The organism is Cupriavidus metallidurans CH34, assembly GCF_000196015.1.
In the GTDB taxonomy this organism is placed as follows: Bacteria; Pseudomonadota; Gammaproteobacteria; order Burkholderiales; family Burkholderiaceae; genus Cupriavidus; species Cupriavidus metallidurans.
In genome coordinates this window covers 2,408,544-2,434,626 of sequence record NC_007974.2, presented here as the reverse complement: position 1 = coordinate 2,434,626, position 26,083 = coordinate 2,408,544, and the positions used below count along the sequence as shown (strand labels likewise).

29 protein-coding genes are annotated in these 26,083 nt (G+C 63.7%); 17 read left to right on the top strand and 12 right to left on the bottom strand.

What is annotated here, in order from left to right:
- Positions 1-18: 18 nt before the first annotated feature.
- Genes RMET_RS28990 through RMET_RS28980 form a run of 3 tightly spaced genes read left to right on the top strand, consistent with a single transcriptional unit; the run spans position 19 to position 1,219 of the window.
- Positions 19-339 (top strand): ArsR/SmtB family transcription factor, encoded by a 321-nt coding sequence (locus tag RMET_RS28990; protein ID WP_011520081.1) that lies wholly within the window; start codon positions 19-21, stop codon positions 337-339.
- 12 nt (positions 340-351) lie between these two features.
- The gene (locus RMET_RS28985) at positions 352-786 is read left to right on the top strand and encodes a YeeE/YedE family protein (RefSeq protein WP_029308759.1); all 435 of its coding nucleotides are present in this window, start codon (positions 352-354) and stop codon (positions 784-786) included.
- Between the two features lies 1 nt (position 787).
- The gene (locus tag RMET_RS28980; protein WP_011520079.1) at positions 788-1,219 is read left to right on the top strand and encodes a YeeE/YedE family protein; all 432 of its coding nucleotides are present in this window, start codon (positions 788-790) and stop codon (positions 1,217-1,219) included.
- On the opposite strand, the gene RMET_RS28975 is transcribed toward RMET_RS28980, so the two are convergent.
- Entirely contained in the window at positions 1,220-2,608 is a 1,389-nt protein-coding gene (locus RMET_RS28975) for a heavy metal sensor histidine kinase (protein ID WP_011520078.1), read from the bottom strand.
- Positions 2,608-3,294 (bottom strand): heavy metal response regulator transcription factor, encoded by a 687-nt coding sequence (locus tag RMET_RS28970; protein ID WP_011520077.1) that lies wholly within the window; start codon positions 3,292-3,294, stop codon positions 2,608-2,610. Before RMET_RS28970 ends, RMET_RS28975 begins: the two co-directional genes overlap by 1 nt.
- A 195-nt stretch (positions 3,295-3,489) precedes the next feature.
- On the opposite strand from RMET_RS28970, the gene RMET_RS28965 reads away from it, so the two are divergent.
- The 4 genes from RMET_RS28965 to copD are packed head-to-tail and all read left to right on the top strand — an operon-like array spanning position 3,490 to position 7,729.
- The gene (locus RMET_RS28965; RefSeq protein WP_011520076.1) at positions 3,490-5,307 is read left to right on the top strand and encodes a copper resistance system multicopper oxidase; all 1,818 of its coding nucleotides are present in this window, start codon (positions 3,490-3,492) and stop codon (positions 5,305-5,307) included.
- Positions 5,304-6,386 carry a copper resistance protein B gene (locus RMET_RS28960; protein WP_011520075.1) on the top strand — a complete coding sequence of 361 codons (1,083 nt, stop codon included), beginning with the start codon at positions 5,304-5,306 and terminating at the stop codon, positions 6,384-6,386. The genes RMET_RS28965 and RMET_RS28960 overlap by 4 nt, the downstream gene beginning before the upstream one ends.
- Before the next feature lie 38 nt (positions 6,387-6,424).
- Positions 6,425-6,811 carry a copper homeostasis periplasmic binding protein CopC gene (copC, locus tag RMET_RS28955; protein ID WP_011520074.1) on the top strand — a complete coding sequence of 129 codons (387 nt, stop codon included), beginning with the start codon at positions 6,425-6,427 and terminating at the stop codon, positions 6,809-6,811.
- Between the two features lie 18 nt (positions 6,812-6,829).
- On the top strand, positions 6,830-7,729 hold the full coding sequence (gene copD, locus RMET_RS28950; protein WP_011520073.1) for a copper homeostasis membrane protein CopD: 900 nt from the start codon (positions 6,830-6,832) through the stop codon (positions 7,727-7,729).
- A 30-nt stretch (positions 7,730-7,759) separates the two neighbouring features.
- Here the strand turns inward: copD and RMET_RS28945 are convergent, their stop codons facing one another.
- Together RMET_RS28945 and RMET_RS28940 are read right to left on the bottom strand one after the other, a co-directional pair.
- Positions 7,760-8,140: an SHOCT domain-containing protein gene (locus RMET_RS28945; protein WP_008647667.1), complete on the bottom strand. Its 381-nt coding sequence runs from the start codon at positions 8,138-8,140 to the stop codon at positions 7,760-7,762.
- Positions 8,141-8,401: 261 nt separating this feature from the next.
- On the bottom strand, positions 8,402-9,313 hold the full coding sequence (locus RMET_RS28940; protein WP_035820854.1) for a LysR family transcriptional regulator: 912 nt from the start codon (positions 9,311-9,313) through the stop codon (positions 8,402-8,404).
- A gap of 125 nt (positions 9,314-9,438) precedes the next feature.
- On the opposite strand from RMET_RS28940, the gene RMET_RS28935 reads away from it, so the two are divergent.
- From RMET_RS28935 to pstS, 3 genes are all read left to right on the top strand, one after another.
- A complete protein-coding gene (locus RMET_RS28935) occupies positions 9,439-10,413 on the top strand; it encodes an NAD-dependent epimerase/dehydratase family protein (RefSeq protein WP_011520070.1) in 975 nt (324 codons plus the stop codon).
- A gap of 168 nt (positions 10,414-10,581) precedes the next feature.
- Positions 10,582-11,079 (top strand): DUF3761 domain-containing protein, encoded by a 498-nt coding sequence (locus RMET_RS28930; RefSeq protein ID WP_011520069.1) that lies wholly within the window; start codon positions 10,582-10,584, stop codon positions 11,077-11,079.
- Positions 11,080-11,314: 235 nt separating this feature from the next.
- Positions 11,315-12,337 (top strand): phosphate ABC transporter substrate-binding protein PstS, encoded by a 1,023-nt coding sequence (pstS, locus tag RMET_RS28925; RefSeq protein ID WP_231138574.1) that lies wholly within the window; start codon positions 11,315-11,317, stop codon positions 12,335-12,337.
- A 49-nt stretch (positions 12,338-12,386) separates the two neighbouring features.
- Here pstS and RMET_RS28920 read toward each other — a convergent pair whose 3' ends face one another.
- On the bottom strand, positions 12,387-12,728 hold the full coding sequence (locus RMET_RS28920) for a DHCW motif cupin fold protein (protein WP_011520066.1): 342 nt from the start codon (positions 12,726-12,728) through the stop codon (positions 12,387-12,389).
- Positions 12,729-12,800: 72 nt separating this feature from the next.
- Here RMET_RS28920 and RMET_RS28915 point away from each other — a divergent pair, with 72 nt between their 5' ends.
- From RMET_RS28915 to RMET_RS28900, 4 genes are all read left to right on the top strand, one after another.
- Entirely contained in the window at positions 12,801-13,166 is a 366-nt protein-coding gene (locus tag RMET_RS28915) for a hypothetical protein (RefSeq protein WP_011520065.1), read from the top strand.
- Positions 13,167-13,340: 174 nt separating this feature from the next.
- A complete protein-coding gene (locus RMET_RS28910; RefSeq protein ID WP_011520064.1) occupies positions 13,341-15,860 on the top strand; it encodes an EAL domain-containing protein in 2,520 nt (839 codons plus the stop codon).
- Between the two features lie 155 nt (positions 15,861-16,015).
- Entirely contained in the window at positions 16,016-16,549 is a 534-nt protein-coding gene (locus RMET_RS28905) for a cysteine hydrolase family protein (protein WP_011520063.1), read from the top strand.
- 48 nt (positions 16,550-16,597) lie between these two features.
- Positions 16,598-17,785 carry a GGDEF domain-containing protein gene (locus RMET_RS28900; protein WP_011520062.1) on the top strand — a complete coding sequence of 396 codons (1,188 nt, stop codon included), beginning with the start codon at positions 16,598-16,600 and terminating at the stop codon, positions 17,783-17,785.
- A gap of 24 nt (positions 17,786-17,809) precedes the next feature.
- On the opposite strand, the gene RMET_RS28895 is transcribed toward RMET_RS28900, so the two are convergent.
- Positions 17,810-19,063, bottom strand: a complete 1,254-nt coding sequence (locus RMET_RS28895; protein WP_011520061.1) for an Hsp70 family protein — start codon at positions 19,061-19,063, stop codon at positions 17,810-17,812.
- A gap of 399 nt (positions 19,064-19,462) precedes the next feature.
- Between RMET_RS28895 and RMET_RS28885 the strand changes: the two genes are divergently transcribed.
- Positions 19,463-19,849, top strand: a complete 387-nt coding sequence (locus RMET_RS28885) for a CzcE family metal-binding protein (protein WP_024570177.1) — start codon at positions 19,463-19,465, stop codon at positions 19,847-19,849.
- A 12-nt stretch (positions 19,850-19,861) separates the two neighbouring features.
- Here the strand turns inward: RMET_RS28885 and RMET_RS28880 are convergent, their stop codons facing one another.
- From RMET_RS28880 to RMET_RS28860, 5 genes are all read right to left on the bottom strand, one after another.
- Positions 19,862-20,194: a hypothetical protein gene (locus RMET_RS28880; protein WP_011520058.1), complete on the bottom strand. Its 333-nt coding sequence runs from the start codon at positions 20,192-20,194 to the stop codon at positions 19,862-19,864.
- Between the two features lie 101 nt (positions 20,195-20,295).
- Positions 20,296-20,685, bottom strand: coding sequence for a nuclear transport factor 2 family protein (locus tag RMET_RS28875; RefSeq protein ID WP_008641502.1), 390 nt, complete (start codon positions 20,683-20,685; stop codon positions 20,296-20,298).
- Between the two features lie 177 nt (positions 20,686-20,862).
- Positions 20,863-22,404 carry a tripartite tricarboxylate transporter permease gene (locus RMET_RS28870; protein ID WP_011520057.1) on the bottom strand — a complete coding sequence of 514 codons (1,542 nt, stop codon included), beginning with the start codon at positions 22,402-22,404 and terminating at the stop codon, positions 20,863-20,865.
- Between the two features lie 5 nt (positions 22,405-22,409).
- A complete protein-coding gene (locus RMET_RS28865) occupies positions 22,410-22,892 on the bottom strand; it encodes a tripartite tricarboxylate transporter TctB family protein (protein WP_008641504.1) in 483 nt (160 codons plus the stop codon).
- A gap of 827 nt (positions 22,893-23,719) precedes the next feature.
- Complete coding sequence (locus tag RMET_RS28860) at positions 23,720-24,043, bottom strand: hypothetical protein (protein ID WP_231138543.1); 324 nt, start codon at positions 24,041-24,043, stop codon at positions 23,720-23,722.
- A 443-nt stretch (positions 24,044-24,486) separates the two neighbouring features.
- Between RMET_RS28860 and RMET_RS28855 the strand changes: the two genes are divergently transcribed.
- Entirely contained in the window at positions 24,487-24,855 is a 369-nt protein-coding gene (locus tag RMET_RS28855; protein ID WP_029309794.1) for a hypothetical protein, read from the top strand.
- A gap of 19 nt (positions 24,856-24,874) precedes the next feature.
- Here RMET_RS28855 and RMET_RS28850 read toward each other — a convergent pair whose 3' ends face one another.
- A complete protein-coding gene (locus tag RMET_RS28850) occupies positions 24,875-25,297 on the bottom strand; it encodes an Lrp/AsnC family transcriptional regulator (protein ID WP_011520052.1) in 423 nt (140 codons plus the stop codon).
- Positions 25,298-25,533: 236 nt separating this feature from the next.
- Here RMET_RS28850 and RMET_RS28845 point away from each other — a divergent pair, with 236 nt between their 5' ends.
- On the top strand, positions 25,534-26,055 hold the full coding sequence (locus RMET_RS28845; protein ID WP_011520051.1) for a universal stress protein: 522 nt from the start codon (positions 25,534-25,536) through the stop codon (positions 26,053-26,055).
- The last annotated feature ends 28 nt before the right edge of the window (positions 26,056-26,083 follow it).

Below are 26,083 nucleotides of genomic sequence, written 5' to 3'. Positions count from 1 at the left end.
GCATACCGGCACCGGCCCATGAACCAGACCCATTCCTCCATCGACCTCGTCAGCCTGCAAAGTGCAGCCGCGGACGCCTGCGCGCTGCTCAAGGTGCTGGCCAACCCCGACCGCCTGCTGCTGATGTGCCAGCTCTCACAGGGCGAACTGTCGGTGGGCGAACTGGAGGCGCGGCTCGGCATTCACCAGCCCACGTTGTCCCAGCAGCTTGCCGTGCTGCGTGAAAACGGTCTGGTAGTCACGCGCCGCGAGGGCAAGAACATCATCTATGCCGTGGCCAGCGAACAGGCACTTGCTGTCATGGCCGTGCTGTACGAACAGTTCTGCGCGAATTCCTGAGGAGCGAACATGCTGCTGATCGATCTTGGCAATTTCACCCCGGGCCTGTCCCTGGCCGGGGGCATCGTCATTGGCGTGGCCGCAGCCGTGCTGGTGCTGTTCAATGGGCGGATCGCTGGCATCAGCGGCATCCTGGGCGGGCTGCTGAGCCTGCCGCGCCGCGACATGACGTGGCGGGTGGCCTTCCTGATAGGGCTGATCGGCGCACCGATACTTGCCGCGCTGTTCGGGATGCCGGCCAAGGCCGATATCCAGGCAAGCTGGGGCGAGGTGCTCGTCGCGGGCTTTCTGGTCGGGATCGGCACGCGCTACGCGGGCGGATGCACCAGCGGCCACGGCGTCTGCGGTATCTCGCGTGGGTCCATCCGTTCGCTGGTGGCCACGCTGACCTTCATGGCGGCAGGCTTTCTGACCGTTTTCGTCACCCATCACCTGATCGGAGCCTGATATGAGCGCCATCACCGCACTGCTCGCGGGCCTGCTGTTCGGCATCGGCCTGATGGTTTCCGGCATGGCCAATCCGGCCAAGGTGCTGGGCTTTCTCGATCTGGCGGGGCGTTGGGACCCCTCGCTCGCCTTCGTGATGGTCGGCGCCATTGCGATTGGCTCGGCGGCGTTCCTGCTGGCCAAGCGCCGTCAGCGTTCGCTGCTCGGGTTGCCCATGCAACTGCCGACGAATACTGTCATCACGCCAAGGCTCGTCATCGGCAGCGCACTGTTCGGTATCGGCTGGGGGACGGCGGGCTTCTGCCCGGGCCCCGCGCTGGTGGCGCTGGGCGCGGGCTATCCAAAGGCCATCGGCTTCGTGCTGGCCATGGCGGCCGGGATGCTGGTCTTCGAAGTGCTGGAACGCAGCAAGGCGCGCGTCGCGCGCGCCTGATCAGGCTTGCGCGTTCCGCGGCGGGAATCGCAGCACGAAACGGGTCTTTCCGTTCGCCGACTGGACCGAGATGCCGCCGCCGTGCGCGGTCATGATCGCGCGCGTGATGGAGAGCCCGAGCCCGACGCTGTCCGACTCGGGCCGTCGCCTCGACTTGTCGCCACGGAAGAACCGATCGAACAGCGAAGACAACAACTCGGCCGGAATCTCGGGCCCATCGTTTTCCACCGCCACCACCACGCTGTCGCCTTCCGCGTGCGCCTCGACAACCACCGCGCCGGCCTGCGGAGTGTGGCGCAGCGCGTTGGAGAGCAGATTGCTCAGCGCGCGCCGCAGCATCAGGCGGTCGCCCTCGACGATGCCGTCGCCCTGCAGCCGCAGTGCCACCTGTTTGTCCTCGGCCAGCGCCTCATAGAACTCGAACAGCGCCCCCGCTTCCTGCGCGATGGAAATGGTTTCCTTGTGCGGCAGGTCGAGCCCGTGTTCCATCTTGGCCAGATACAGCATGTCCGAAACCATTCGCGACAGGCGTTGCAGCTCTTCCGCGTTGGAGGCCAGGATTTCCCGATACTTCTCCGCGTCCCGGGGTTGTGACAAGGCCACCTGCGTCTGCGTCATCAGATTGGTCAGCGGCGTGCGCAGTTCGTGCGCGAGATCGGACGAGAATTCGGACAGGCGGCGGAAATCATCCTGCAGGCGTTCCAGCATCGCATTGAGGTTGGCGGCGAGATTGGCCACTTCCTCGGGAACAGCTTCCACCGGCATCCGCTCATGGAGCTTGTCTCCCGTGACGACCTTCGCACGCGTGGCCATGGCGCGCAACGGCGCCAGACCCCGGCGCGCGGCCCACCAGCCGAAAACACCGCTGGCCAGCACAGCCAGCGCCACATACGAGACGAGCGATCGGCGGAACGCGTGGACGAAATGCTCGTGGATCTCGGTGTCCATCCCCAGCAGCACGTCGGTGAGTTCTCCCGCCGCGTTTACCGTGGCACGCATGCCGCGATAGGTCTTGCCGTCCTGCGTCCATTGGAAGACGTCGTCATCGCCGACATGCTTGCGCGATGCCTCAATCGACGTCTTCAGCGCTGCGGCAAAGTCGAAATCCGGCGTGGCGTAGTGCACCTGACCGTTGGCGCCGCGCGTATAGACCAGGAGTCCGCTGTGATGCTGGTAGGCGTCCGCCAGGCGCGTGGGCAACGTGCTGCCGGTGTTGTCGGCGATGGTTTTCTCAACGAGGCGCATGTTGTCGCGCAGCAGCGCGTAGTCCTCCACCGCGAAGTGCCGGTCCATCGCCGTGAAGATCAGCACGCCAAGCCCGAGCAGCACGCAGGCCGAGGTTAGCGAGAACAGCGCGGTCAGCCGCGTGGTCAGCGAATAGCCGCGCATCAGGCCAGATCCTCCGGCGCTTCCAGCACATATCCCATGCCACGCACGGTCTGGATCAGCTTATCGTCGAAGTCATCGTCGATCTTCGCGCGCAGGCGGCGGATCGCCACGTCGATCACATTGCTGTCGCTGTCGAAGTTCATGTCCCAGACCTGCGAGGCGATCAGCGAACGCGGCAATACCTCGCCACGGCGGCGGGCCAGCAGTTCCAGCAGCGCGAATTCCTTGCCGGTCAGCACGATCCTGCGCCCGGCGCGCGTGGCTCTGCGTCGGGCCAGGTCCAGCACGAGATCGGCGATCTGGATACGATCGACCGGTGCCTGCGCGGCACCCCGGCGCAACAGCGTGCGCACGCGGGCCAGCAGTTCGGAGAACGCGAACGGCTTGACGAGGTAGTCGTCCGCGCCGAGTTCCAGCCCCTTCACGCGGTCGGCGACGCTGTCACGGGCCGTCAGGAACAGCACCGGCACGGGATTGCCGGCGGCACGGATGTTCTGCAGGATGCGCCAGCCATCGATATCGGGCAGCATCACATCGAGGATCAGCAGGTCGTAGGACTCGTTCAGCGCCATATGCTGGCCGTCCAGCCCGCTATGCACGAGGTCCACGATGAAGCCGGCCTCGGTCAGGCCCTGCCTCAGGTATTCGCCAGTCTTGGTTTCGTCCTCGACCACCAGGAGCTTCATACGTGTCCTCGTCAAACCAATGCACCCGGGCCCCGCGCCCGGAAAACGCCGCAAGTGTACGCCGCGGTCCGAACATGACGCGGACATTACCGGAATGTAATTTTTGGGTCATTAGGTGGTTACCGCGCCCTGACTACTCTGTGCTCGCTGCGCCATTTTGCTGGCGCGATTTCACGATGAGAAGGAATTGACAGCATGCGAGCCAACGTTCCGGCCGATCTGATTTTGCCTGTGCGAGCGGGGTTGTCCCGGCGTCGCTTCGTCCAGGGTCTTGCCGCCGGGGGTGTGCTCGGCGCGCTCGGGGGATTGTCGTCCGGAAGCTGGGCCAGTTCCGGGGGCGGACAGGCTGCAACGGGCAATGGCACTGCACCGGTCTTGCGTGGCACGGAGTTCGATCTCGTGATTGGCGAGTCGGCGGTCAACTTCACGGGCAAGCCCGGCATGGCCACCACCATCAACGGCATGCTTCCCGGTCCCACGCTGCGCTGGCGCAAGGGCGACACGGTGACGATCCGCGTCACCAATCGCCTGAACGAGCCTACCTCGATTCACTGGCACGGCATCATCCTGCCGTATCAGATGGACGGCGTGCCCGGTATCAGCTTCCCGGGCATTCCGCCCGGCGAGACGTTCACCTACCGCTTCAAGGTGGATCAGACCGGTAGCTACTGGTACCACTCGCACTCGGGCTTTCAGGAGATGACTGGTGTCTACGGCAGCCTGATCATCGACGGCGACGAAGACCCAGTGCGTGCCGACCGCGACTACGCGGTGCTGCTGTCCGACTGGACGGACGAGGATCCGATGCGGGTCATGTCCAAGCTCAAGATCCAGAGCGACTACTACAACTACAACCAACCCACCGTGGTGGACTTCTTCCGCGACGTTTCCAACGATGGGCTTGGCGCCGCGCTGGAGAAGCGAAAGATGTGGAACCAGATGCGGATGAGCCCGACCGATCTGGCGGACCTGTCGGGCGCCACGCTGACGTACCTGATGAATGGCGTCACCCCTGCCGGCAACTGGACCGGGCTGTTCCGTCCCGGCGAGCGCGTGCGCCTGCGCTTCGTCAACGGCGCAGGCAACACGTTCTACGACGTGCGCATTCCGGGCCTGAAGCTCAAGGTGATACAGGTCGACGGCCAGAACATCGAGCCCGTGACGGTCGACGAGTTCCGCATCGGCCCGGGGGAAACCTGCGACGTGCTGGTGGAGCCGACCGACGACGCGCACACGATCTTCGCCCAGTCGATGGACCGCACTGGCTTCGCGCGCGGCACGCTGGCCGTGCGCGAGGGCCTGCAGCCACCGGTACCGGCCCTCGACAAGGCGGAGTGGCTGACCATGGGTGACATGATGGGCAGCATGAACCATGGCGCCATGAATCACGGTGCGATGCCCATGGATCACAGCCAGCACGATATGTCCGGTATGTCCGGCATGGCTGGGATGAGTGCCATGTCGCATGGCGACTCGCTCAAGGTACCCAGCACGCGGGCCCGTCATGCGCGTACTGAGTACGGTCCGAGCACCGACATGCGCGTGGACATGGCGCGCACCAACCTCGACGACCCCGGCATCGGGCTGCGCAACAACGGGCGCCGGGTGCTGACACTGGCGGACATGCATACGGTCGGTGGACCGATGGACCACCGTGGCCCGGGCCGTGAGGTGGAATTGCATCTGACCGGCAATATGGAGCGCTACACGTGGTCGTTCGACGGCGTGGAGTACGGCAAGTCGACCCCGGTGTTCTTCAAGCATGGCGAGCGCCTGCGGGTGATTCTCCACAACGACACGATGATGACCCACCCGATGCACATGCATGGCATGTGGAGCGAACTGGAGGCGCCCGACGGCACGTTCCAGGCCCGTCGTCATACGATTCCGGTGCAGCCCGCGCAACGCATCAGCTTCCTCGTGACCGCCGATGCGCTCGGGCGCTGGGCATGGCACTGCCACTTGATGATGCATATGGACATGGGCATGTTCCGTGAAGTGGTGGTGGCATGATGAACGCACGCAACCCACTCACACTGACGCTGCTCGCGGCGGTGCTTCTTTCCGTCAGCATGGGCACCGCATGGGCGCAGCATTCGCACGCAGACCATGCGTCGCACGCTGCCCCAACTGCCAACGCGACCAACGCGACCAACGCGACCAACGCGACCAACGCGGCCAACGCGGCCAACGCGACCACTTCGGATTCGATGTCATCGATGCAGGGCATGGATGGCGGCGAGATCCAGGCCATGGACAGCGGCGATAGCAGCGACATCCAGACCATGGACGGCGGCAACGCCGGAAGCGCGCCGCCCGCCATGGATCATGGCGACATGAAGATGCAGGGCGGTAGTGCGCCGCCGGATGCACGCGATCCGAATGCGTATTCGGGCGGTTACTTGCTCGGCGTCGGCAAGTACGCGCTGGGCGAGCATCGCCAGCTTCACATGGCCGACGAACACCTGTTTGCCTCGGTGCTGGTGGACCGTCTGGAGTGGACGCATGGCAACGGTAGCAATGCGACCTCGTACGAAGCCCAGGCATGGATTGGTAGCGCCTATAACAAGCTTGTGATCAAGGCCGAAGGCGAAGCCGAGAAAGGCCGGGTGCACGACGCCCGCACCGAGCTGTTGTGGGGCCATGCGATTTCCACGTTTTGGGATACACAGGTCGGCTTTCGCAACGATGCCGGCTATGGCCGGCCCGCGCGGAACTGGCTGGCCTTCGGCGTGCAGGGGCTGGCGCCATATTGGTTCGAGGTCGATGCCACGGCTTACGTGGGCAACGAGGGGCGCACCGCGCTGCGCCTGTCCGCCGAGTATGAGTTGCTGATTACGCAGCGGCTGATTCTCCAGCCGCGCATCGAAGCGAACCTGTACGGCAAGAATGACCCGGCGACCGGCACCGGCAGCGGGCTGTCGAACGGCGCGGTGGGATTGCGTCTGCGCTACGAGTTCAGTCGCCAGTTCGCGCCGTACATCGGCGTGGAGCGCTACCAGACGTTCGGCAACACCGCCGATATGGTTCGCACATCCGGCGGCCGTAGCGGCGAGACGCGTTTCGTTGCCGGTGTGCGCGCCTGGTTCTGATCGCGTCCGGCTTCAATCGTTTTACCCAGGGAGATCTCATGACTTATATCCACACCGCGGCCAAGGCGCTGGTTGCCGCCACCGCACTTCTGGCCAGTGCCGCCGCCCTCGCGCACCCCAAGCTTGTCAGCGCCTCGCCTGCCGACAAGTCCGAAGGGCCCGCGCCCACGCGGATCGAACTGCTGTTCTCCGAGAACCTCGTCAAGCAGGTCTCCGGCGCGAATCTGGTCATGACCGGGATGCCCGGCATGGCCGATCATCCGCCAATGAAGATCGCGGCCAGTGTGTCCGGGGGCGACGATCCCAAGGCGATGATCATCACGCCGAAGAGCCCGTTGGTACCGGGCACCTATCGCCTGGACTGGCGGGCGGTGTCATCGGACACCCATCCGGTCAACGGCAGCATCACCTTCACGACGAAGTAACGCGGGCAGGGCTATCCAATGGAGGTCGACTGGCTCAACGTGTGGGTGCGGTTCGCGCTCTATCTGGATCTGATGCTGCTGTTTGGCTTGCCGCTGTTTGCCCTGTATGCGTTGCGAAAAGACGAGCGGGAAGCCGCCAGCGCCCGGTGCTATAGCGGCTACGCCACGATGGCCGCGCTCATCGGCCTGGTGCTTTCCGTCGTGGACATGGCCGTGGTGGCCAAGGCCATGTCCGGAGTGGAAGGGTACGCGGATCTTGGGGGCGATACGGTGGCGATGATCGCGACCGAGACAGCCTTCGGCATCGCCTGCTTCATGCGCATGAGCGCGCTTCTCGGTGGACTGCTCGCGAGCTTCGCGCTCGCGCATCGGCCGACGCTGCGCTATCAGGTCCTCGTCGCCTGTGGCGCCATCGCGCTGGCAACGCTCGCATGGGGTGGCCACGGCGCGATGAACGAGGGGCTGTCCGGCGTCGCGCATCTGCTGGTCGATATTGCGCATCTGCTCGCGGGCGGCGCATGGATTGGCGCGCTGGCTGGATTCCTGATGCTGGCCCGGATGGGCGTTCTCGCAGTGCTGGATCGCGCCGCGCGCGGGTTTGCGAGTATCGGTACCGTGATCGTCGGGACGCTGGTGACGACCGGGGCAGTCAACTACTGGTTCATCGCCGGCATGCCGACGCTGGAGCGACTGACGTCGCCCTACGGCCGGATTCTGCTGGTCAAGCTGGCGCTATTCGCCGCGATGCTGGTGATGGCCGCGCTGAACCGGTATCGCTTGAGCCCGGCGCTGGTGACGGCATCGGACAGTGGCGCGGCCGTGCGGGCGCTGCGCAGGAGCTTCGTTATCGAAGCCCTGCTAGGCGTGGCGGTGCTGGCGATTGTTGCCGTGCTGGGTGTGCAATCGCCTGAGCCCTGATGGACCGCTGCCGCCTCTGGTCGCAACGCTTTACTCGACCAGCTTCGCCCGCAGCCGTTTGAATTCGTCCTCGGAGATGGAGCCGGACGCTTTCAGGCGGTCGAGCTTTTCCAGTTCGTCGGCGACACTGAAGCCGACCACCTGGCGAAGTTCGTTGCGTGCCTCCCGCGCACGTTCCTGATTGCGCTCTGCCATGCCGCGACCCTGGGTGAGGATGTAGGCGAAGACGCCGATGTAGGGCAGCACGATCAGGAAGATCACCCACAGCACCTTGGCGAAGCCCGACACGTCATGACGCCGGAACAGATCGCCGGAAATGGTGATGAGCAACCAGAACCACAGGATGAAAAGGAAGATGGAAAAAACGTCGATGATGAAGTTTCCAAATGAAAAACCTTCCTGAATAACCATTGATGCTCTCCATTGAAAAGAAAATGGTCCCGATAAGGGAAAAGGCGATCGGCTAATCCGATTCGTGCGGCAAGACGATGCGCGCCGGCCGCAATACAGGTGGCCAGTGGCGCGACAACCTCGTTAGGTATAGCAGGTGTGACGACAAGTAATCACTTTCACCGTTATGAAAGTTTCTTGTCGGGATGATTCCTGATTTTGCAGAGTGCGACGGGTGCCATCCGTTTCAGGCCGACGTCTGCGAATGTTCGGGCATTGCGGTCATGCCCCTCGCCCGGGAACACCTTTGATATAGGCGTCCAGCCCATTGACCAGCGCGGCGAAGGTGACGGCACAGCGTGTGTTGTCACGCAGGTCTTCATGCATGGCTACCCAGGTATCCAGCGTGACCGAGAACTGCTCGGGCAACACCCTCACCAGTTGGGGATCCCGTGCCGCCAGTGCGGCCTGGCACACGCCAATGCCAAATCCCGCGCGGATGGCGCCGAGTTGGGCCAGGTCGCTGTCGCTGCGAAAGGCCAGGCTATCGCGCCAGAAGGGTTTGAATTTGCTCTGCAACCGGCGGATGAAGTCGTTTTCCTGATCGAAGCCGATGAGCGCATGGCGCGAGAGCTCGCTCGTCGAGCCCGGCACGCCGTGCGCCTGCAGATAGCGACTGTGCGCGTGCAAGCCGATTTCAATACCGCCGACATGTCGGGCGATCAAGGCTCCCTGGACCGGTCGGAACATGCGGATGGCGATGTCCGCTTCGCGGCGCAACAGGTCGTCAGGCTGATTCGACAGGACGAGTTCGACCACCAGCTCCGGATGCGCGTCGCGCAGGGCCGCCAGGATCGGAGGCAGTACCTCGGCGCCGATGACTTCGCTCGCGGTCAGCCGTACGGTGCCCCGGACGCCCGCGCCGTGGCTGCTGGCCACCCGGCGCAGCGCGGCGGCGGTGGCGGCGATGCTCGCCGCGTATGGCTTCAGTTCATGGGCGGCCTCGGTGGGGGCGAAGCCGTCGAACGAGCGCGTGAACAGCTTCAGCCCAAGGGCCGACTCGAGGCTGTCGATGTGCCGCCCGACAGTGGGCTGCGTGATGCCGAGGGCCCGGCCGGCGGCGGAGAGCGAGCCGACCTCCAGCACCTGCAAGAATGTCCGGTACCACTCCCAGCTCGGTTCGTTTCGCGTCATGGTATGCATTTTCAAATAGCAGCCAGTCGATTCTAGGCAATTTTCTTTCGATTGCGGGTGCGCCACACTGCGGTTTCGCGAATTGCTCGCTGCCTTCCCAATCCGTTACCGAAAGGAAATCCGATATGTCCAAAGTTGCCTTGTTTGGCGCGGCAGGCGCCATTGGCCGGAGCATCGCGGCCGCCCTGCGCAGCAGGGGTGAGCCCTATCGGGTGGTAGGCCGGCACGAGGCCAGCCTGCGCCAGGCCTTCGGCGATGACCCGCTGGCGGAGATCCTGACCTGGAATCCGGACTCGCCGGAGGCGATTCAGGCGGCCGCCACGGGTGTGGAGACCTTGATCTATCTGGTCGGCGTGAACTACTGGCAGTTCGAGTTGCACCCCGCGCTGATGCGCCGGACGCTCGACGCCGCCGTGGCGGCCGGTGTGAAGCAGATCATCCTGATCGGCACGGTGTACCCATATGGCAGGGCAAGGACGACACCCGTGAGCGAGGACCATCCGCGCGAACCCCACACCTTCAAGGGGCGTATGCGCAAGTCGCAGGAGGACCTGCTGATGCAGGCGCATGCCGATGGACGCATCCGTGCCACCGTGCTGCGTTTGCCGGACTTCTATGGTCCCGGCGTCGAGAACAGCCTGCTGCATCGCGCGGTGCTGGCGGCTGCGAACGGCGGCACGGCCGACCTGATCGGGCCGATCGACACGCCGCATGAGTTCATCTTCGTGCCGGACGTGGGCCCGGTGGTGGCCCGGCTGGTTGATACTCCGGCTGCCTTCGGCAAGATCTGGCACCTCGCCGGGGCCGGCGTCACCACGCAGCGCGAGCTGGTGGAAGAGATGGAGCGCCAGACCGGCCGCGCGATGAAACTGCGCGTGGTGGGCAAGACAATGCTGCGTCTGCTGGGGCTGTTCAATCCGCTAATGCGCGAACTGGTCGAGATGCACTATCTGCAGACTGACCCCGTGATCATGGACGACTCGGCGCTGCGCGCGCTGATTGGTCCGATTCGAAAGACGTCTTATCAAGACGGCATTCGCCAGACGCTGACTGCGGCCATGTGCGCCAATGCACGCTTGGCACCCGCTTCGGCCGGCTGAAAAATGCCCGACTTGGAGGTGCTGTCAACGCAACGCTTCCGGCGACAGTTATTGGGGACGAGCGAGAGCGATGCGCGCGGCGCCAGTGTCGCGCTGCAACGTACCTGATCGCCCACTCGGCTCAAGCGTTTTTCTTCTCGTCGTTTCACCCCGATACGGGAGCAGCCAATGAAGAATTTGCTGAAGTCGATGGCCGTTGCGGCCGCGCTGGGTTTGTCGCTCGGCGCCCAGGCCCAGGCACCCGCCGGCGCGCCAGCCGGCAGCACGGCCCTCTGCAAGGACGGAAGCTACTACTCCGGCGCCAGCAAGAAGGGCGCCTGCGCAGGGCACAAGGGCGTCAAGGACTGGTATGGCGGCGCCGCAGCAGCATCCGCACCAGCCGCGATGGCGCCGGCCGCGATGGCGCCTGCCGCGGCACCCGCGCCCAAGGCCGCCGCCCCGGCGGCAACAGCCGCACCTGCGGCCCCCGCCACTGCCACCGAGAAAAAGACCACCGCCGCCGCACCGGGCGGAGGCCCTGGCCAAGTCTGGGCCAACTCGTCGACCAAGGTCTATCACTGCCCGTCCGATCGCTACTACGGCAAGACCAAGAGTGGCGCGTACATGTCAGAGGCCGACGCCAAGGCCAAGGGCTACAAGCCCGATCACGGCAAGGCCTGTTCCTGAGCGGGGACTGGCACGGGACTCAGCGCTCCGTGCCCAGACGGTCCAGAAGCATCCGGGGCATCCGGGACATCCGGGATGCTTCTGGAGATGTCATGCCTCGATTATTTGGTCGATCCAGACAGCAAGCCGATCCGAAAGATCTTGCTCTTGCGCCGCTACAATGCCGGCTGCCCACTCTCCATGAACGATCATGCTCAAGCGCACCGCGTTGGCCATTCTTGGCTCAGCGCTCATCATGTCCACTGCCGTAGCCGCTGATATCCAGGGCGCGGGTTCGACGGCGGCCGCGCCGGTCTATCGCGTCTGGTCGACCGGCTATGCCGCGGCCACCGGCACCCGGCTCAATTACGCGGCGGTTGGATCGGGCGAAGGTATTCGTCGTATCCGGGAAGGGCAGGTCGATTTCGGCGCGTCGGATGTGCCGCTGTCTCCCCAGGAAGCAAGCAAGTCCGGGTTGGTCTGCGTGCCGGCCGTCGTTACTGCTGCTGTTCCGGTGATCAACCTTCCTTCCGTCCCGAAGGGCCAGTTGAAGCTGACCGGCGATTTGCTGGCGAAGATTTTCCTGGGCAAGGTCGATAGCTGGGATGCGCCGGAGATCCGTGCCGTGAATCCGGGTCTCGCCCTGCCGAACCTGAAGATCCACCCCGTGGTGCGTGCCGACGGTTCGGGCACCACCTATCACTTCAGCGCCTATCTGAGCGAGGTGAGTGCCGAGTGGAAGTCGACATATGGCACCAAGTCCGCGTTCTCATGGCCGGCCGGCTACACCGGTGCCAAAGGCAGCGGCGAGGTCGTGAAGGCGGTCCAGAGCAACCGTGGCGCCATCGGCTATGTCGACTACAACTATGTGCTGGATGAAGGTCTGAATCCGGTGCAACTGCGCAACGCAGACGGCAACTTCGTCAGCGCCACGGTGGGCGGATTCCGCGATGCGGTGGTGCACAGCAACTGGAACCGGAAGGGCGACTTCACGGCCAGCCTGGTCAATCAGGCCGGTGCCGACGCATGGCCGATCACCATGGGGACGTTCGTCGTGGTGCCGGCCGTCAGCCGCGCCGGTGAGCGCACGCTCGAGGCCATGAAGTTCGTCACCTGGGGCTATCTCCACGGCGACCAGCTCGCCCGCGAAGCGAAGTTCGTGCCGCTGCCCGGACAGGTGCAGGCGAACGCGTATCGGGAACTGGCGCGCGTGACGGATGCCAGCGGCAAGGCCATCGGCCTGCAAAGCATGGCATCGCCCGCAGGCAAGGCTCAGTAATGTCTCGCAGTGGGATGCCCGGGCCGCATGGCCGGGCGTCCCGGCTGCTTCAATCCACGATGAACAACGTGGCACCCGTCGAGGTACGGGACTGATGGGCCTCGGCGTCGTCGCCGACCTGATAGCTCATGCCCGGTCGCAGCATGAATTGACGGCCGTCTTCGAGCGTCGTTTCCAGTTCGCCCTGCAGGCAGAACAGGACATGCCCCTTCTTGCACCAGTGGTCCGCCAGGTATCCCGGCGAGTATTCGACCATGCGCACACGCACCCGGCGGTCGCCTTCGCCGAAGTACTGCGTGCGCCAGTAAGCCGCTCCGGTATCTCCCTTGTGCTCGGTGCGTTCAATCTGCGACCAGTCGGTCGTGCCGAAGGGAAAGGCGTCCATCTTCATGCTAAGTTTCCAGGGGCGATTGAAGGCCGGGATTCTACACCTGGCAGCTTTCAGGCTTTCCCCGTATCGACTATGACCCGCACGTTCTGCACCATCCACTTCGCGCGCATCCGTTGCGCGTTCCGCTGTCTGGCCGTCACTGGTCTTCTGGCTTTCGGCAACGCGCATGCCACTGACATCGACTGCGATCCGTCCGTCGTGCCTGCCCGGCCGGTGCCGGCGCATCGCATGATCTGCGAGTCCGCGCTGTTCTCGATGGGCTACCAGCGCATCTTTGCTGACCAGCAGCGGCAGCTCAAGACTGGATCCATCACCGAGTCGGAAGTTGCAGCGTTCCGCAAGAAGCGGGACGCCTGTGATTCGGCGGCGTGCCTGGATGCGGTTTTCCGGGAGTGGAAGGCATTCGCAGCCCAGGCTGCCACCCTTCACAAGCCATAACGAAAGTCCCCCCAAGATCGAACATCGGCCGGATGGCCGATTCCTTTACCGTACCTTGGTAGGGGACATGGCTTGGGCTCCGGGGTAGTTTGACCCTAATCAAGGTTTCGCAGCCCTCCCGTCGCTACGCTGCCGGCATTTTCATGCAAGGCAGAAGAGTTTCCGGGGAGAGAAATGCCACAACACACGCTGGATCTTGAGATCGATCACCTGATATCGAGATCCATCCTGGAGTGCGGCCCGCGCACCAGTGTCAGCGAAGTTGTCGCGATGATGGCGCAGCGCAGTTGCAGTTCGATCGTCGTGGTGGACCAGGGGCAGGTCGTTGGCATCTGGACCGAGCGGGACGCGCTGGCGCTCGGCGAGATGGGTGATGCGCTGTCGCGCCCCATCGCCGAGTTGATGAGTTATCCCGTACTGGCGCTGGACTGCCGCACCAGGCTCGGCGATGCCGCGCTGTACTTCAAGAGCAAAGGCATTCGCCATTGCCTGGTGGTGGATGACAGTGGGCGTCCGCTCGGCATGTTGTCTCAGACCGACCTCGTCATGAACCAGGGCGCCGAGTATTTCCTGCGCCTTCGCCCGATTCACTCGGTCAAGGTTCCGCCTCCGGTCATCGTCGACCCGGAAGAGAAACTGGCTGCGGTCATGCGTGTCATGCGCTCGGGCGGATTGAGCGCTGTGGTTGTCCGCTTTCCCGGCGACGAGTACGGCATCCTGACGGAGCGCGACGTCGTGCGGCTGGCCGCCGCCAACGCGCTCGGCGGCATCGTGTCGGATCATGCCAGTCGTCACCTGCATTCGCTGGCGCATTCCAACAGCTTGTATTCGGCCCGGAAGTTTCTTTCGGACAACCGTTTGCGCCACGTTGGCGTGCTCGACGCTCAGGGCGAGCTGACGGGTCTGCTGAGCCTGTCGGACATCCTTTGTGGTATCGAACACGAGTATGTGCATGAACTGCGGACGGCGCTGCACGAGCGCGACGAGGCACTGCGTCGATCCAACTACCATCTGCGGCTGGCCGATCGCGTGTTCGAATCGACGCTCGACGGCGTGATGGTGACCGATCTGAATGGCGTGATCGAGCAGGTGAACCCGGCCTTCACGCAACTGACCGGCTACACGCTCGACGAGGCCATCGGCCGGACGCCGCGGATGCTGAGTTCGGGACGCCAGGGTCCATCCTTCTACCAGGAAATGTGGAGCCAGTTGCGCGCGCAAGGTCACTGGAAGGGCGAGATCTGGAATCGCCGAAAGAACGGCGAGCTGTACCTCGAGCATCTGTCCGTCTCCAGCATCTGCAATCAGGCCGGCGAATGCACGCATTACGCGGCGATCTTCTCGGACATCACGCATCGCCGTATCGCGGAAGAGCGCCTGAACCATCTGGCCATGCACGATCCGCTGACGGACCTGCCGAACCGCACGCTGTTCAGCGAACGGCTCAAGCAGGCCATCATTCGCGCCCGGCGTGCGTCCAGACGGGTGGGCGTGTTGTTCCTCGATCTCGATCGCTTCAAGATGATCAACGATACGATGGGGCACGGCACCGGAGACGACGCGCTCCGGGTCATTGCCATGCGACTCAAGCATGCCGTGCGCGAGAGCGACACGGTGGCCCGGCTCGGCGGGGACGAGTTCACGATCGTTGTCGAGGAGATTGAGGACATTCGTCATGTCGCGCATATCGCGCAGGTGCTGCTGGACGTGGTTGGTCAGCCAATCGATGCTGCCGGGCGCAGCGTGTTCGTGACGCCGAGCATCGGCATCAGCATTTATCCGGACGACGGCACGGATCAGCAGCAACTGTTGATGCAGGCCGACCGCGCGATGTATGAAGCCAAGCAGGAAGGCAAGAACACGTTCCGCTTCTTCGCCACGCAGATGACATCGTCCGCGATGGAAAGCATGGCGCTCGAATGCGAACTGCGTCGCGCGCTGACGCGCCGCGAGTTCCGCCTCCACTATCAACCGATCTATGACCTGGGCTCGGGAAGGATCGTCAGCGTCGAAGCACTGCTGCGCTGGCAGCACCCGACGCGCGGGCTGCTGTCGCCCGGTGCGTTCATCGACGTGGCCGAGGAATCGGCGCTGGTCGTGCCGATTGGCGCCTGGGTGTTGCGCGAGGCGTGCCGGCAGGGCGCGGCCTGGCTCCGGTCGGGCTTCGAATTTGGCCGCATGTCGGTCAACCTGTCCGCCCGACAGATCCGCCACGAGCATTTCCTGCATGACGTCTCCGATGTGCTGAGCGACGCCGGCATGCAGCCGGAGCATCTGCAGCTTGAGCTGGTGGAGAGCATGGCCATGACCGGAAACGGCGTGACCGAGCTGGTGCTTGGCGAACTCGCGCGCCGCGGTGTCGGTCTGGCCATCGACGACTTCGGAACGGGCTATTCCTCGTTTACCTATCTGCAGACGCTGCCGGTCGATACCGTCAAGGTGGATCGCTCCTTCCTGACCGCTGTTATCGAGCGGGAGCGCGACGGCGCGATTCTTCGCGCGATCGTTGCCATGGCCCGGGCGCTTGGCCTGACCGTGGTGGCCGAGGGCGTGGAGAACATCGCCCAACTGCAGTTTCTGCGCGAGATCGGTTGCGACCGCGCGCAGGGTTTTCTGCTTGCCAGGCCCGGACCGGCTGAGGCCCTGACCGCCCTGGGCAATGCCGCGCATCCGTTGATCGCCTCGGGTGCCTGACTTGTAGCGCCGCCACGTCGCTCGTCGATCTGCCGGGGACGCACGGACGCACGCACTGACGGTACCCACTAAGGTGGGGGGGCGGTCGGGCAGCACCGGTCCCGTTCGTTGTTTCATGGCATGATTGAGCGATCAAGGTCTCCGACTTATCTGCCATGACAGCGGCCCTACTCGTCATCGATGTCCAGCAAGGCCTGTGCGAAGGCGACGAGGTCCCGCTCGCTCACCACGAGATCATCGACCGCATCAACGATGTTGCCGGCAAGGCACGCACCGCGCGCGTGCCCGTTATATTCATCCAGCATGAATCGGCGGACGACTACCTGCCGTATGGCTCAGCGCGCTGGCATCTCGCGGATGGGCTGACCGCGCTGGATAGCGACCTGCGCGTCCGCAAGACCACGCCGGATTCTTTCTTCGGGACGACACTCGAGGCGACGCTGAAGGAGCACGGGGTGACGCACCTGGTCATCTGCGGCATGCATACGGAGTACTGCGTCGATACCACCACGCGGCGTGCGCTGGCGCTGGGCTATCCGGTGAGGCTGATCGCAGATGGTCACACAACTGTTTCGAATGCGGCCTTGTCTGCAGGGCAGATCATTCACCATCACAACCTCACGCTGACGGGTATCAGCAGTTTCGGCCCGCGCGTACGTGCGGTGCCAGCGGCGGACATCACGTTCTGATTCGTCAGAGCCATTGTCAGCCGCTCTCACAGAATCCCTCGCGCCCCCGTGTCGTTCTGCAACCAACTATCCCTGATCAACCCCGCGGTCTCGCTGATCTTCGCTGGCTGCTTCCTCGTGGTCTGGCGGCAGCTCCGCAGCCAGCATCTGCTGGCGTTCGGCGTGTCCTTTGCGCTCTATGCCGTGGCGGTGGCCATACAGGTCCTGTCTCCGCCGAGCGATGCTGTCTGGACGACGCTCGTCGCCGCGCCGTTCTACATCGGCAGCACGATGCTGATTGCGTGCGGATTGCTGTGGCGCGCCCATGTCAAATCCACCACCGCACTGGCCGCCTGTTCGGGGGTGGCCATTGTCGAGTTCTCGCTGCTCGCCTACTTCCATTTCGCCGTGCCTGACCTGACGGCGCGGATATACGTACACAACATTGGCGCCGCGCTGATCTTCGGCATTGCCCTGGCTCAGCTTGGTGGCTTGCGGCGGGGCAGCGTGGCGGATCGGGCGATCTACTGGGTGTTCGTCGCCTTTACCGTGAACCTCGGCCTGCGGCTGCTGCTGAGCACGAGCGCACCCCCGAACACCGACGAATGTGGCAGGGCGTTTTCAAGCTATTGGACGTATTTCCAGGTAGGCCAGACGCTCTTTAACGTCTTCTTCAGCCTGGTGCTGCTGGGCTCCGAGATTCACGCGCTGATCGAACGGATCCAGCACGAGCGGGATACGGATGCGCTGACGCGGCTTCACAACCGGAGAAGCTTCGAGGAAATCGCGCGCGAGACGATTTCGCGGGCCAATGGCGGGGTGCCCGGACTGATCCTGGTGGACCTTGATTTCTTCAAGCTCATCAACGACAACCACGGTCACGCCAGTGGCGACGCGATACTCGTCGAGTTCGCGCGGATCGTCAGGCGCGTGGTGGGCGCGCGGGGGATTGCCGGCCGGCTTGGGGGCGAGGAGTTCGCGGTGCTATTGCCGCGGACGACCGGGGAAGAGGCGATCCATATCGCCGAAGAGATCCGGGCGACGCTCGAGCGCGCGCGATTCGAGACGCTGCCGGATAGCCCGCGTGTGACGGCCAGCTTTGGTGTGGCGGTGTGGCAACCGCCGGAGTCGCTCGATGCGCTGATGTCGCGTGCCGACGGGCTGCTCTATACCGCAAAGCGCAGCGGTCGCAATCGCGTGCACCACGCGCACGAACAGACGTCGATGCAGGAAGTGGGCAGCGAACGGCTGCCCTGATACCAGTGCGCGGCGGCTGCGCGCTCAGCCGAACTTGCGCAGCGCGTCCAGCGCGAGTCCCGAACCGATACCGCCGAACAGATCACCTTCCACGCGGCGCGCGCCCGGCAGCAATTGCGCGAGTTGCTCGCGCAGCAGCGGTACGCTGCTGGAACCCCCGGTGAACAGGATCGTGTCGACGGCCTCGGCCTTGACGCCAGCCGTCTTGAGCATGCCGTGCACCGTCGTGGCGGTCTTGTCGACCAGTTTGGCGATGGACTCGTCGAAGGTCTCGCGGGTGATGGCGAGTGTGGTGTCGGGCGCGATACGGTCCAAGTCGACCACGGTCTGCGCTTCCGCGGACAGCGCGATCTTGGCGGCTTCCACCTGGATTGCCAGCCAGTGGCCCGCGCGCTCGCGGATCAGCCGGATCAGGCGATCAAGCTTCACGGTGTCGGCGGTATCGCGATAGTTGTCCATCACGATCGACCAGGCCTTGCGTGTGTAAACCAGGTTGATGGTGTGCCAGCTCGCCAGGTCGAAGTACTGGCCCGAAGGCATGGCCTTGCCGTTGCGAAGCTGACTGCCCAGGCCCAGCATCGGCATCACACTGGCGAGGCTCAGAGCGCGGTCGAAATCGGTCCCGCCGATATGCACGCCGCCATTGGCGAGGATGTCGTCGCGGCGGTCGATGTGGCGGGCGCGCTCCGGGGACAGGCGAACGAGCGAGAAGTCGGACGTGCCGCCGCCGATGTCGGCCACCAGCACGAGTTCTTCACCGCCGATGCCGGCTTCGTAGTCGAAGGCTGCGGCAATTGGCTCGTACTGGAACGCGATATCGCGGAAGCCCGCGTCGCGGGCGATCTCGGCCAGCGTGTCCTCGGCAAGCTGGTCGGCGGCGGCATCCTCGTCGATGAAATGCACCGGTCGGCCCAGTACGGCCGACGTAAACTCGCGGCCGGCGGCGCGTTCGGCGCGGCCCTTGAGTTCGCCGATGAAGTGCGCCAGCAGCTTGCGGAAAGGCATGGCCTGGCCCATTACTTCGGTGCTGTCATCCATCATCGACGTGCCCAGCAGGCTCTTGAGCGAACGCATCATGCGCCCCTCGTAGCCGGCCAGATAGTCGGCCAGTGCCGCGCGGCCATAGCTGACCAGCGGGTCTTCCGCATGGAAGAAGATCACGGAGGGCAGGGTCGCCTTGTCGTCCTCGAGCGGCAGGAGCGTCGATGCGCCCGGGCGAACCCAGCCCACGGTCGAGTTGGACGTGCCGAAGTCGACACCACATGCGTTTGCGATCATGAAATTCCGGATGAGGGCAGAGGTGCAAGGAGAGGCGGAGCCAGGGGCGTCCGCCGCGCGGGGCGCTATTGTATTGGTTTTCCTTGCGGCGGGTATGAATGCGGGCGCGATGCGATTGCGCGGCCTATCCCATGTGGCGTATGCCGTGATGAACGGGAAGGGAGCGGAAGAAAGCGACTGGATTTTGTGAAATCAAGTCATTTTATGAATTCACGGGATGGGGCTACTCTGTCACCCGGGTTGACACCAGACACCCCGAAAGCCCGACGGAGACATCGCCCCTCCGTGCCACGACTGCATCGCCCCTGATTGACAGAGCCCGATCGGCAGCCCGGCAAGAATCCGGCGAAGCCAGCCTTGCCGCGGACTGCCATCCGGGGCAGGGTCAAGATCCTTATCATGACCTCGAAGAACAACACCATCTCCCTGCTTACCGCAGCACTTCTGCTCGCCCCCGCACTGGCATGGAGCGCCCCCGCCCCGGTTCCTGCCGACAGCGCCGCCGCTCCCGCCGCCGTCCTTTCCCATGACAGTGCGCTGTTTGGCTCCCAGGCCGCCCTTGATACGGTGACCCGCACCATCGATGTGGCGCCCGGCATGAAGCGTCTGACCGTCGCGTCGGGCGAGTCGGTGGCGATTCGCGCGGGTGGACGTACCGTCGGCTGGACGTTCCTGCAATCCATCAACGGCAGCGCCATGAACCTCGCGGTGCTGATGCCCGGCGTGCCGCAGGCGCGGGATGTCTACGTGTTCATCGAACCCAGCGAGATCTATCGCGCGGGTTGAACCGCGCCCAGATCAACGACCCATGCGCCGGTCATAGCTCTGCGAGATGCGGTGCACCAGGTCTGGGTCGCGGGAGTCGTTGGCGTTGAATTGCACTCTCACGCTCCCGTCCGGCTGTTGGCGCACCCAGGCCGAGACCGGAACGCCGCCGCGGTCGCCGGAAATCTCGCCGCTGACCTGGTTCTGCACCGCGATCGCCACACCCTGATCGCGCATGGCATCGGCAGCGGCGAAGAACGAGCGGTCGTAGCTGGCGGGCACCGTGCCGGGAGGGTAGCCGTAGTAGGTGCAGCTGGCCAGCGCCAGGCCAAGGCAGAGCGTCCAGATCGAAAGCAGGCGTGTCATGGCGATTCCCTCCCAGTTTCCATGGCCGGTGTGAACCTATTCTAGGTGGCCCCGGCGGGAAAATGTGCTGATTTCGACTGGCTTGTTACGCCCCAGGGGCGTTACTGCGCTGGTGCCTTCGGCGCCGCACTGAACGTCTTGTTCGCGATCTTCCAGACGCCGTCGATCTGCAGCAGGTTCATGTAGTCGGTGAACGTTACCTCGGGGTACTGCAGCACAACCTTGGCGGTGGCGGCATTGCCGACCACGTCAAAGCTGGCGATGAAGCGCCGGCGTTGCGCTTCGTCCGCGGCGGGCTCACCCTGGAAGCGGGCCGAGAATTCTTCCACGGTCAGCGAATGCAGGGTGCCGTCACGGAACGAGATGATGCGGGCATCGGCATGAAAAGCCTTGCGGACGTACTCGGCGCGGCCGGTGCGGTGCGCTTCCAGATAGTGCTGGATCGGTTCGAGGGCGGCCAGGTATTCGGCCGGGATGGCTTGGTTCGTCATGCTGTGTCCTCCAGTGCGTATTGCTTATTCGGAAACGCCTCGCTGTCGGTCCGCGGGCGGTTTGTATTGTATCCGTAAATTGCATACAAAATGGAGTTGGGCAGCCCAAAAGAGAAAGCGGCCGGATGCCCTGAAGGCATCCGGCCGCATCCGTTACAGCGAACCTGATGGGGTGGCTTACTCGTTGACCGCCAGTTCCGATTCCAGCACCTGGATGGCCGTCTTCTTCGGCCCGCGATTGCGCCAGGCCGACCACGTCACGCCAGCCAGCAGCATCGCCGAGATCACCACGAACGTGCAGCTGATCGGGCGCTCCACGAACACGGCCAGGTCGCCACGCGACAGCAGCAGGGCGCGGCGGAAGTTCTCTTCCACCATCGGTCCGAGCACGAAGCCGAGCAGAATCGGCGCGACCGAGAACTCCAGGTACATCAGCAAGGCGCCGATCAGGCCGAAGGCCAGCACTTCCCAGATCTGGAACAGACTGCTCTGCGTGCTGAATACGCCCACTGCGATAAAGAACATCGCCGACGGGAACAGGTAGCGGTAAGGCACCTGCAGCAGCTTGACCCACACGCCGATCATCGGCACGTTCAGGATCATCAGAATCACGTTGCCGATCCAGAAGCTGGCGATCAGGCCCCAGAAGATGTCCGGGTGGTCGCTGATGAGCTGCGGACCCGGGGCGATGCCCTGGATCATCAGCGCGCCAAGAATCAGCGCCATCACGGCGTCGCCCGGAATACCCAGGCTCATCGTCGGGATGAAGTCCACCTGCGTCTTCGAGTGCGAGGAGGCTTCCGGCGCCGCCACGCCGGCGATCATGCCGGTACCGAACTTCTCGGGCGTCTTGGAGATCTTGCGTTCGAGCGCGTAGGCCACGAACGTCGTGATCGTCGGGCCCGTGCCCGGCATCGCGCCAAACAACGTACCTACGCCAGTGCCGCGCACCATCGGCCAGAAGGCCTCCTTCAGCTCGGCCAGGCTCGGACGCATGTCGCGAATGCGAAGCTTGGCGTTGGAAGTCACCGCAGTCATGCGGTTCACGTTCAGGATGAAGTCAGCTACCCCGAACAGGCCCATTGCGATGGCCACGAGTTCCAGGCCATCGCTCAGTTCCGGAATGCCCAGCGCGAAGCGGAACGTGCCAGTGTTCACGTCGGTGCCGACCACGCCGCAGAGCAGGCCGAACAGCGTCATGGCCACGCCCTTCAGCGGCGATCCGCGCGACATCGTCGAACCGGCAAGCAGACCCAGCAGCATGATCGAGAAGATCTCGGCGGGACCGAACTTGAAGGCGATGGTCGTCAGCAGCGGCGATGCGAAGATCATCACGAGAATGCCCACCGACGCAGCGAAGAACGAGCAGATCATCGTGATACCAAGCGCCGTGCCACCTTTGCCTGCCTTGGTCATCGGGTACCCGTCGATACAGGTCACCGCGTGCGGCGGGTGCGAAGGCAGGTTCAGCAGAATGGCGCCGATCGCCCCACCATACTGCGAACCGTAGAAGATACCGGCCAGCATCAGGATGGCGGGCACCGGGTGCATGACGTAGGTGAGCGGCAGCAGGATCGAGATAGCTGAAAGCGCGCCCATGCCTGGCAGCACGCCGATCAGGTTACCGACCAGCACGCCGAAGAACGACCACATCAGGTTGCTGCCCTGGAACGCTACCCCAAAGCCGAACCAGAGATCATGTAATGCATTCGAAACCATGGTACTCACGCCCCCCACGTAAACATCGGAAGCTGCAGCTGCAGCGCCCACGAGAACACCACCGCCGCAATAACGCACATGGCAATGGAGAGCAGGAACGCCTGCTTGATGCTGTTGCTGCGATCACCGAGCGCGGAAATGAAGACGATGGCGAACGTGGCTGGAATCATGCCGCCATACTTGCCGAACAGCAGGAATGCCAGCGTGCCCAGCACGATGCAAACCGTGCCGCGCAGGTCCGGCGCAGCGTGGCTGTGTCCGTGACCGGAGGGTTTGTCTTCCTTGGGCTCGTCGTTGCGGGCGGAGACGGCGATGAGGACGCCGACGAATGCCAGCAGCGCGCCCACTGCTACCGGGAAGAAACCGGGGCCCATGTGGCTGAGCGAGCCGGTGTGATACTGCAGACCGGCCATTACGGCAGCGAGTCCGACCAGTGCCATCAGCGTGCCGCCGTAGTAGTCCTTCTTGAATCCCTTGGCGTGGCTCATCGGATGGCCCCGCTCTGGTTGCGCCACACGGGCTGTCCTTCGGCTCTGTCCGCTTCAACTGCGCGGACGCCGCTGCATCGACTGGTCATGCTCTCCTCCTACCTTTCAGAATGCCAACGGCCGCGAACCCTGGTGGCAGGAACCGGCGGCTCGTTGGATTTGGGGGAATCTATAAGGAGCGTCTTCCAATCGCCTTTCGTTAGCCTTGCGCGAACCTTTCGGGAAACATCATCTTGTGATGTATAAGATTCTTCTGCGCCGAACTCAGTGAAATCCCTAGGGGGCTTTCCGTATTGTCGGGAAAAGGGGAATCAGGCAGTGCAGGGTTAAGTTGTATTTGCGACCAGTCAATTTGAATTGCCAGAAATATGGCAAAAAAAACGCCCGCGAAATCGGGGGATCGCGGGCGAGATGCTTGCATCGTGGGGTCAATTCACGATGGCTTCATTTAGCCATGTGCCAGTACCCGTTGTCTCCCCTTCGGCAGGTGGCTTGCGGGCACAGGCGGATTCGGTGTAGATCACTCCGCCGGTTGGGCTTCCGGGAACTTGTGGGGGCCAGGGTGTACGCGTTGGCCGGGTGCTTCTGGAGATAGCCTTCGGCGTTGTAGACACTGACTGACCAGAAGCCGTCGACCGGCACGTCCTTCACCGTAAAGCGACAAGGCCCGGAGCCCGAAACGTTATTTCGGGCAAGGCAATTATTAATGCGATGGATTAATTGAGATTTGGAGCCCGTGTTCCGCGATCCCGGAATTGCGCGATACGGAAAGGTCTACCTGTGTCGATGCGCACCTGGCCGGAACGCATCGATCTTTCACACTACCTTCAGTGGTGTTTCTTGTTCTTCTGAGATTGGGTGGACGTCGTTGTTGCTTGCGTCGGCGGGACGAGGAACGATGCCTGTGACAGTGGTGCCCCCGGTCCGGTCACGGCTTGGCCGGGCTGCGATGGTGAGGTGGCGGTCTGGCCGTTCTCGTAGCCGGTGGAGACGGCTTCGAGATAGCCGGGTGGGAACTTCTGCTCCGGTGTGGCGGTGGGTTGGGCGTAAGCGGCAGCGCCTGCAATCAGCGCGATGGCGCCGACAGCCAGCGGTTGCCCCAAAGTGATGGGCAGGTAGGCTCTGGGATGCATCAGCAGCTCCTTCTTCACTACGTATTGCGACGACCTGCCGCAGCGATTGCTGCAGCAATGCTGGGATGGGACGGCGCCTTCCACGGATACCGGCCTGCGCGACGCGGACGTGACTGCTGCTTCGACTGAACACGCTTCGAGCCATCCACAAAAAGGATGGCCGGCAGTCAGCGCCAGCATCGACTGTGTGTCAGGGATGGGGGTGAGCGGAACGTACAGGTTCCGCGCAAGGGAGGGAGCTCGCCTTCCTCACAATCTGCCACGGAGGCCGCGAAGTCAAACCGATTTACACATCAGGCGGGAGCCTGCCCGTGGCGGTGTAGGCGAAGGCACGGCCGCGCGTTCGATGCTGCAGTGGCAGAGTCTGATCCGACAAGATGGGAGCGCCGCTCATGGCGATTGCGCGGGCTAGACTACAGGGCATCAAGCAACTGGGCCAACGCAAATCCTGGAGGCCATCAATGCCTGAGTCCGTGGAAGACGCCGATGACGCCGTTGGCCGCCCCAAGCCGCAGATGGTGCCGGCCGGCTATCGCCAGGGCATCATCACGGCCATTACGGTGCTGCTGGGTTTTTCGCTGGCCTTCTGGCGTTTCTGGGGCTTCGAGAGCCCCGGGAAGTGGAGCGTCCGCGCGTTGTTCGCCGCGCTTTGCCTAGTCTCCGCCGTGGCGCTCCAGATTCTGTCGCTGTTCCGCGCGTTGCGCATCGAGGACGACGAGGTGTCCGAGTATCGCAGGACCGTACGCTGGTTTATCGCGTCTGCCATTGCACTGCTGCTTGGGCTCACCGCCGCCATGTTCGACGCAGCGCTTGCCGAGGCAGTGGATTGAGGTTGGATCTGGCAGGCACCTATAGCTTCAGCGTCGAAAGCAGGATGCTGGTCTCTGTATTGGCGATGCCCGGGATCAGGCGGATGGCACTGAGGATGCGGTCGAATGCCTCCAGCGTATCCGCGCGCAGTTCGGCCATCAGGTCCCAGCGGCCGTTGGTGGTGTGCAGCGCCACGACGTTCGGGTGACCGCGCAATTCACGCCGCACGTCCTCGCTGTGGTTGCCCTCGATCTCGATGCTCATGATGGCACGGATGCGGAACGCCTCGGCCTCGGGCCGCAACCGGATCGTGTAGCCGACGATCGTCCCCTCGCTCTCCAGTTTTGCCAGGCGGTTCTGCACCGTGGCGCGCGCCACGCGTAGCTTCCTGGCAAGCGTTACCACGGGCGTGCGGGCGTCATCCCGCAGCAGGGCAATGAGTTGTCGGTCGGTATCGTCCATGGATCTGGCGGATTGCCTTATTGATTGGGCAAAGTGTAATGCGAGAACCAATTTCTGCCCATCGTCCGCATGCAATTTGGCTCAGCCATGGCGGGTGAGCGTTCCGGGAGAGATGAGGTCGCCCAGCGGCGGGAAAATTTTGACAGGATTTTTACTGCGGGCAGCCATCCTTTGATCCGCTATCTATAAGCACATGCTTACCCTTGAGTCAGGGATACGGATGGACCGAGGAGATCATGATCAAGATACTAGTGCCGGTGAATGGCTCGGAATGCGCGCTCGACGCGGTGCGCTATGCGGCGTTCCTGTATCGAGAGAGTGGCGTGGCCGAGGTGGTGCTGCTGAACGTGCAGCCGCCGCTGGAGCATTCGCGGGCCAGCGCCTTTCACTCGCTTGCGGCATTGCGCGAGCAGGAATCCCAGGATGGTGAGTGCGCGCTGGAGCAGGCGAGCAATATCCTCGACGATTCCGGCGTGCGCTATACCGCGATGATTGGCGTCGGCAGCCCGGCGCAAGCGGTGGCTAGCGCGGCGACGGCTTTGAACTGCGATGGCATCGTGATCGGCGTGAACCTGTGGTCGAGAATCAAGGCATGCTTCGGCGCCGGACTTACCTCGGGCATCATGCGCAAGACTTCCGTGCCCGTGACGGTGGTGAAGTCGGCTGGAGCAAGCGGCGCGCTCACCAGCCAACCCTTACCGCCCGTTCTGCCGGCTTCGCATCGTCACGCCAGGCCGATGCTGGTCGTGTATCCGTGACGCATGGCCTGCATGTCATCGGTTGAGC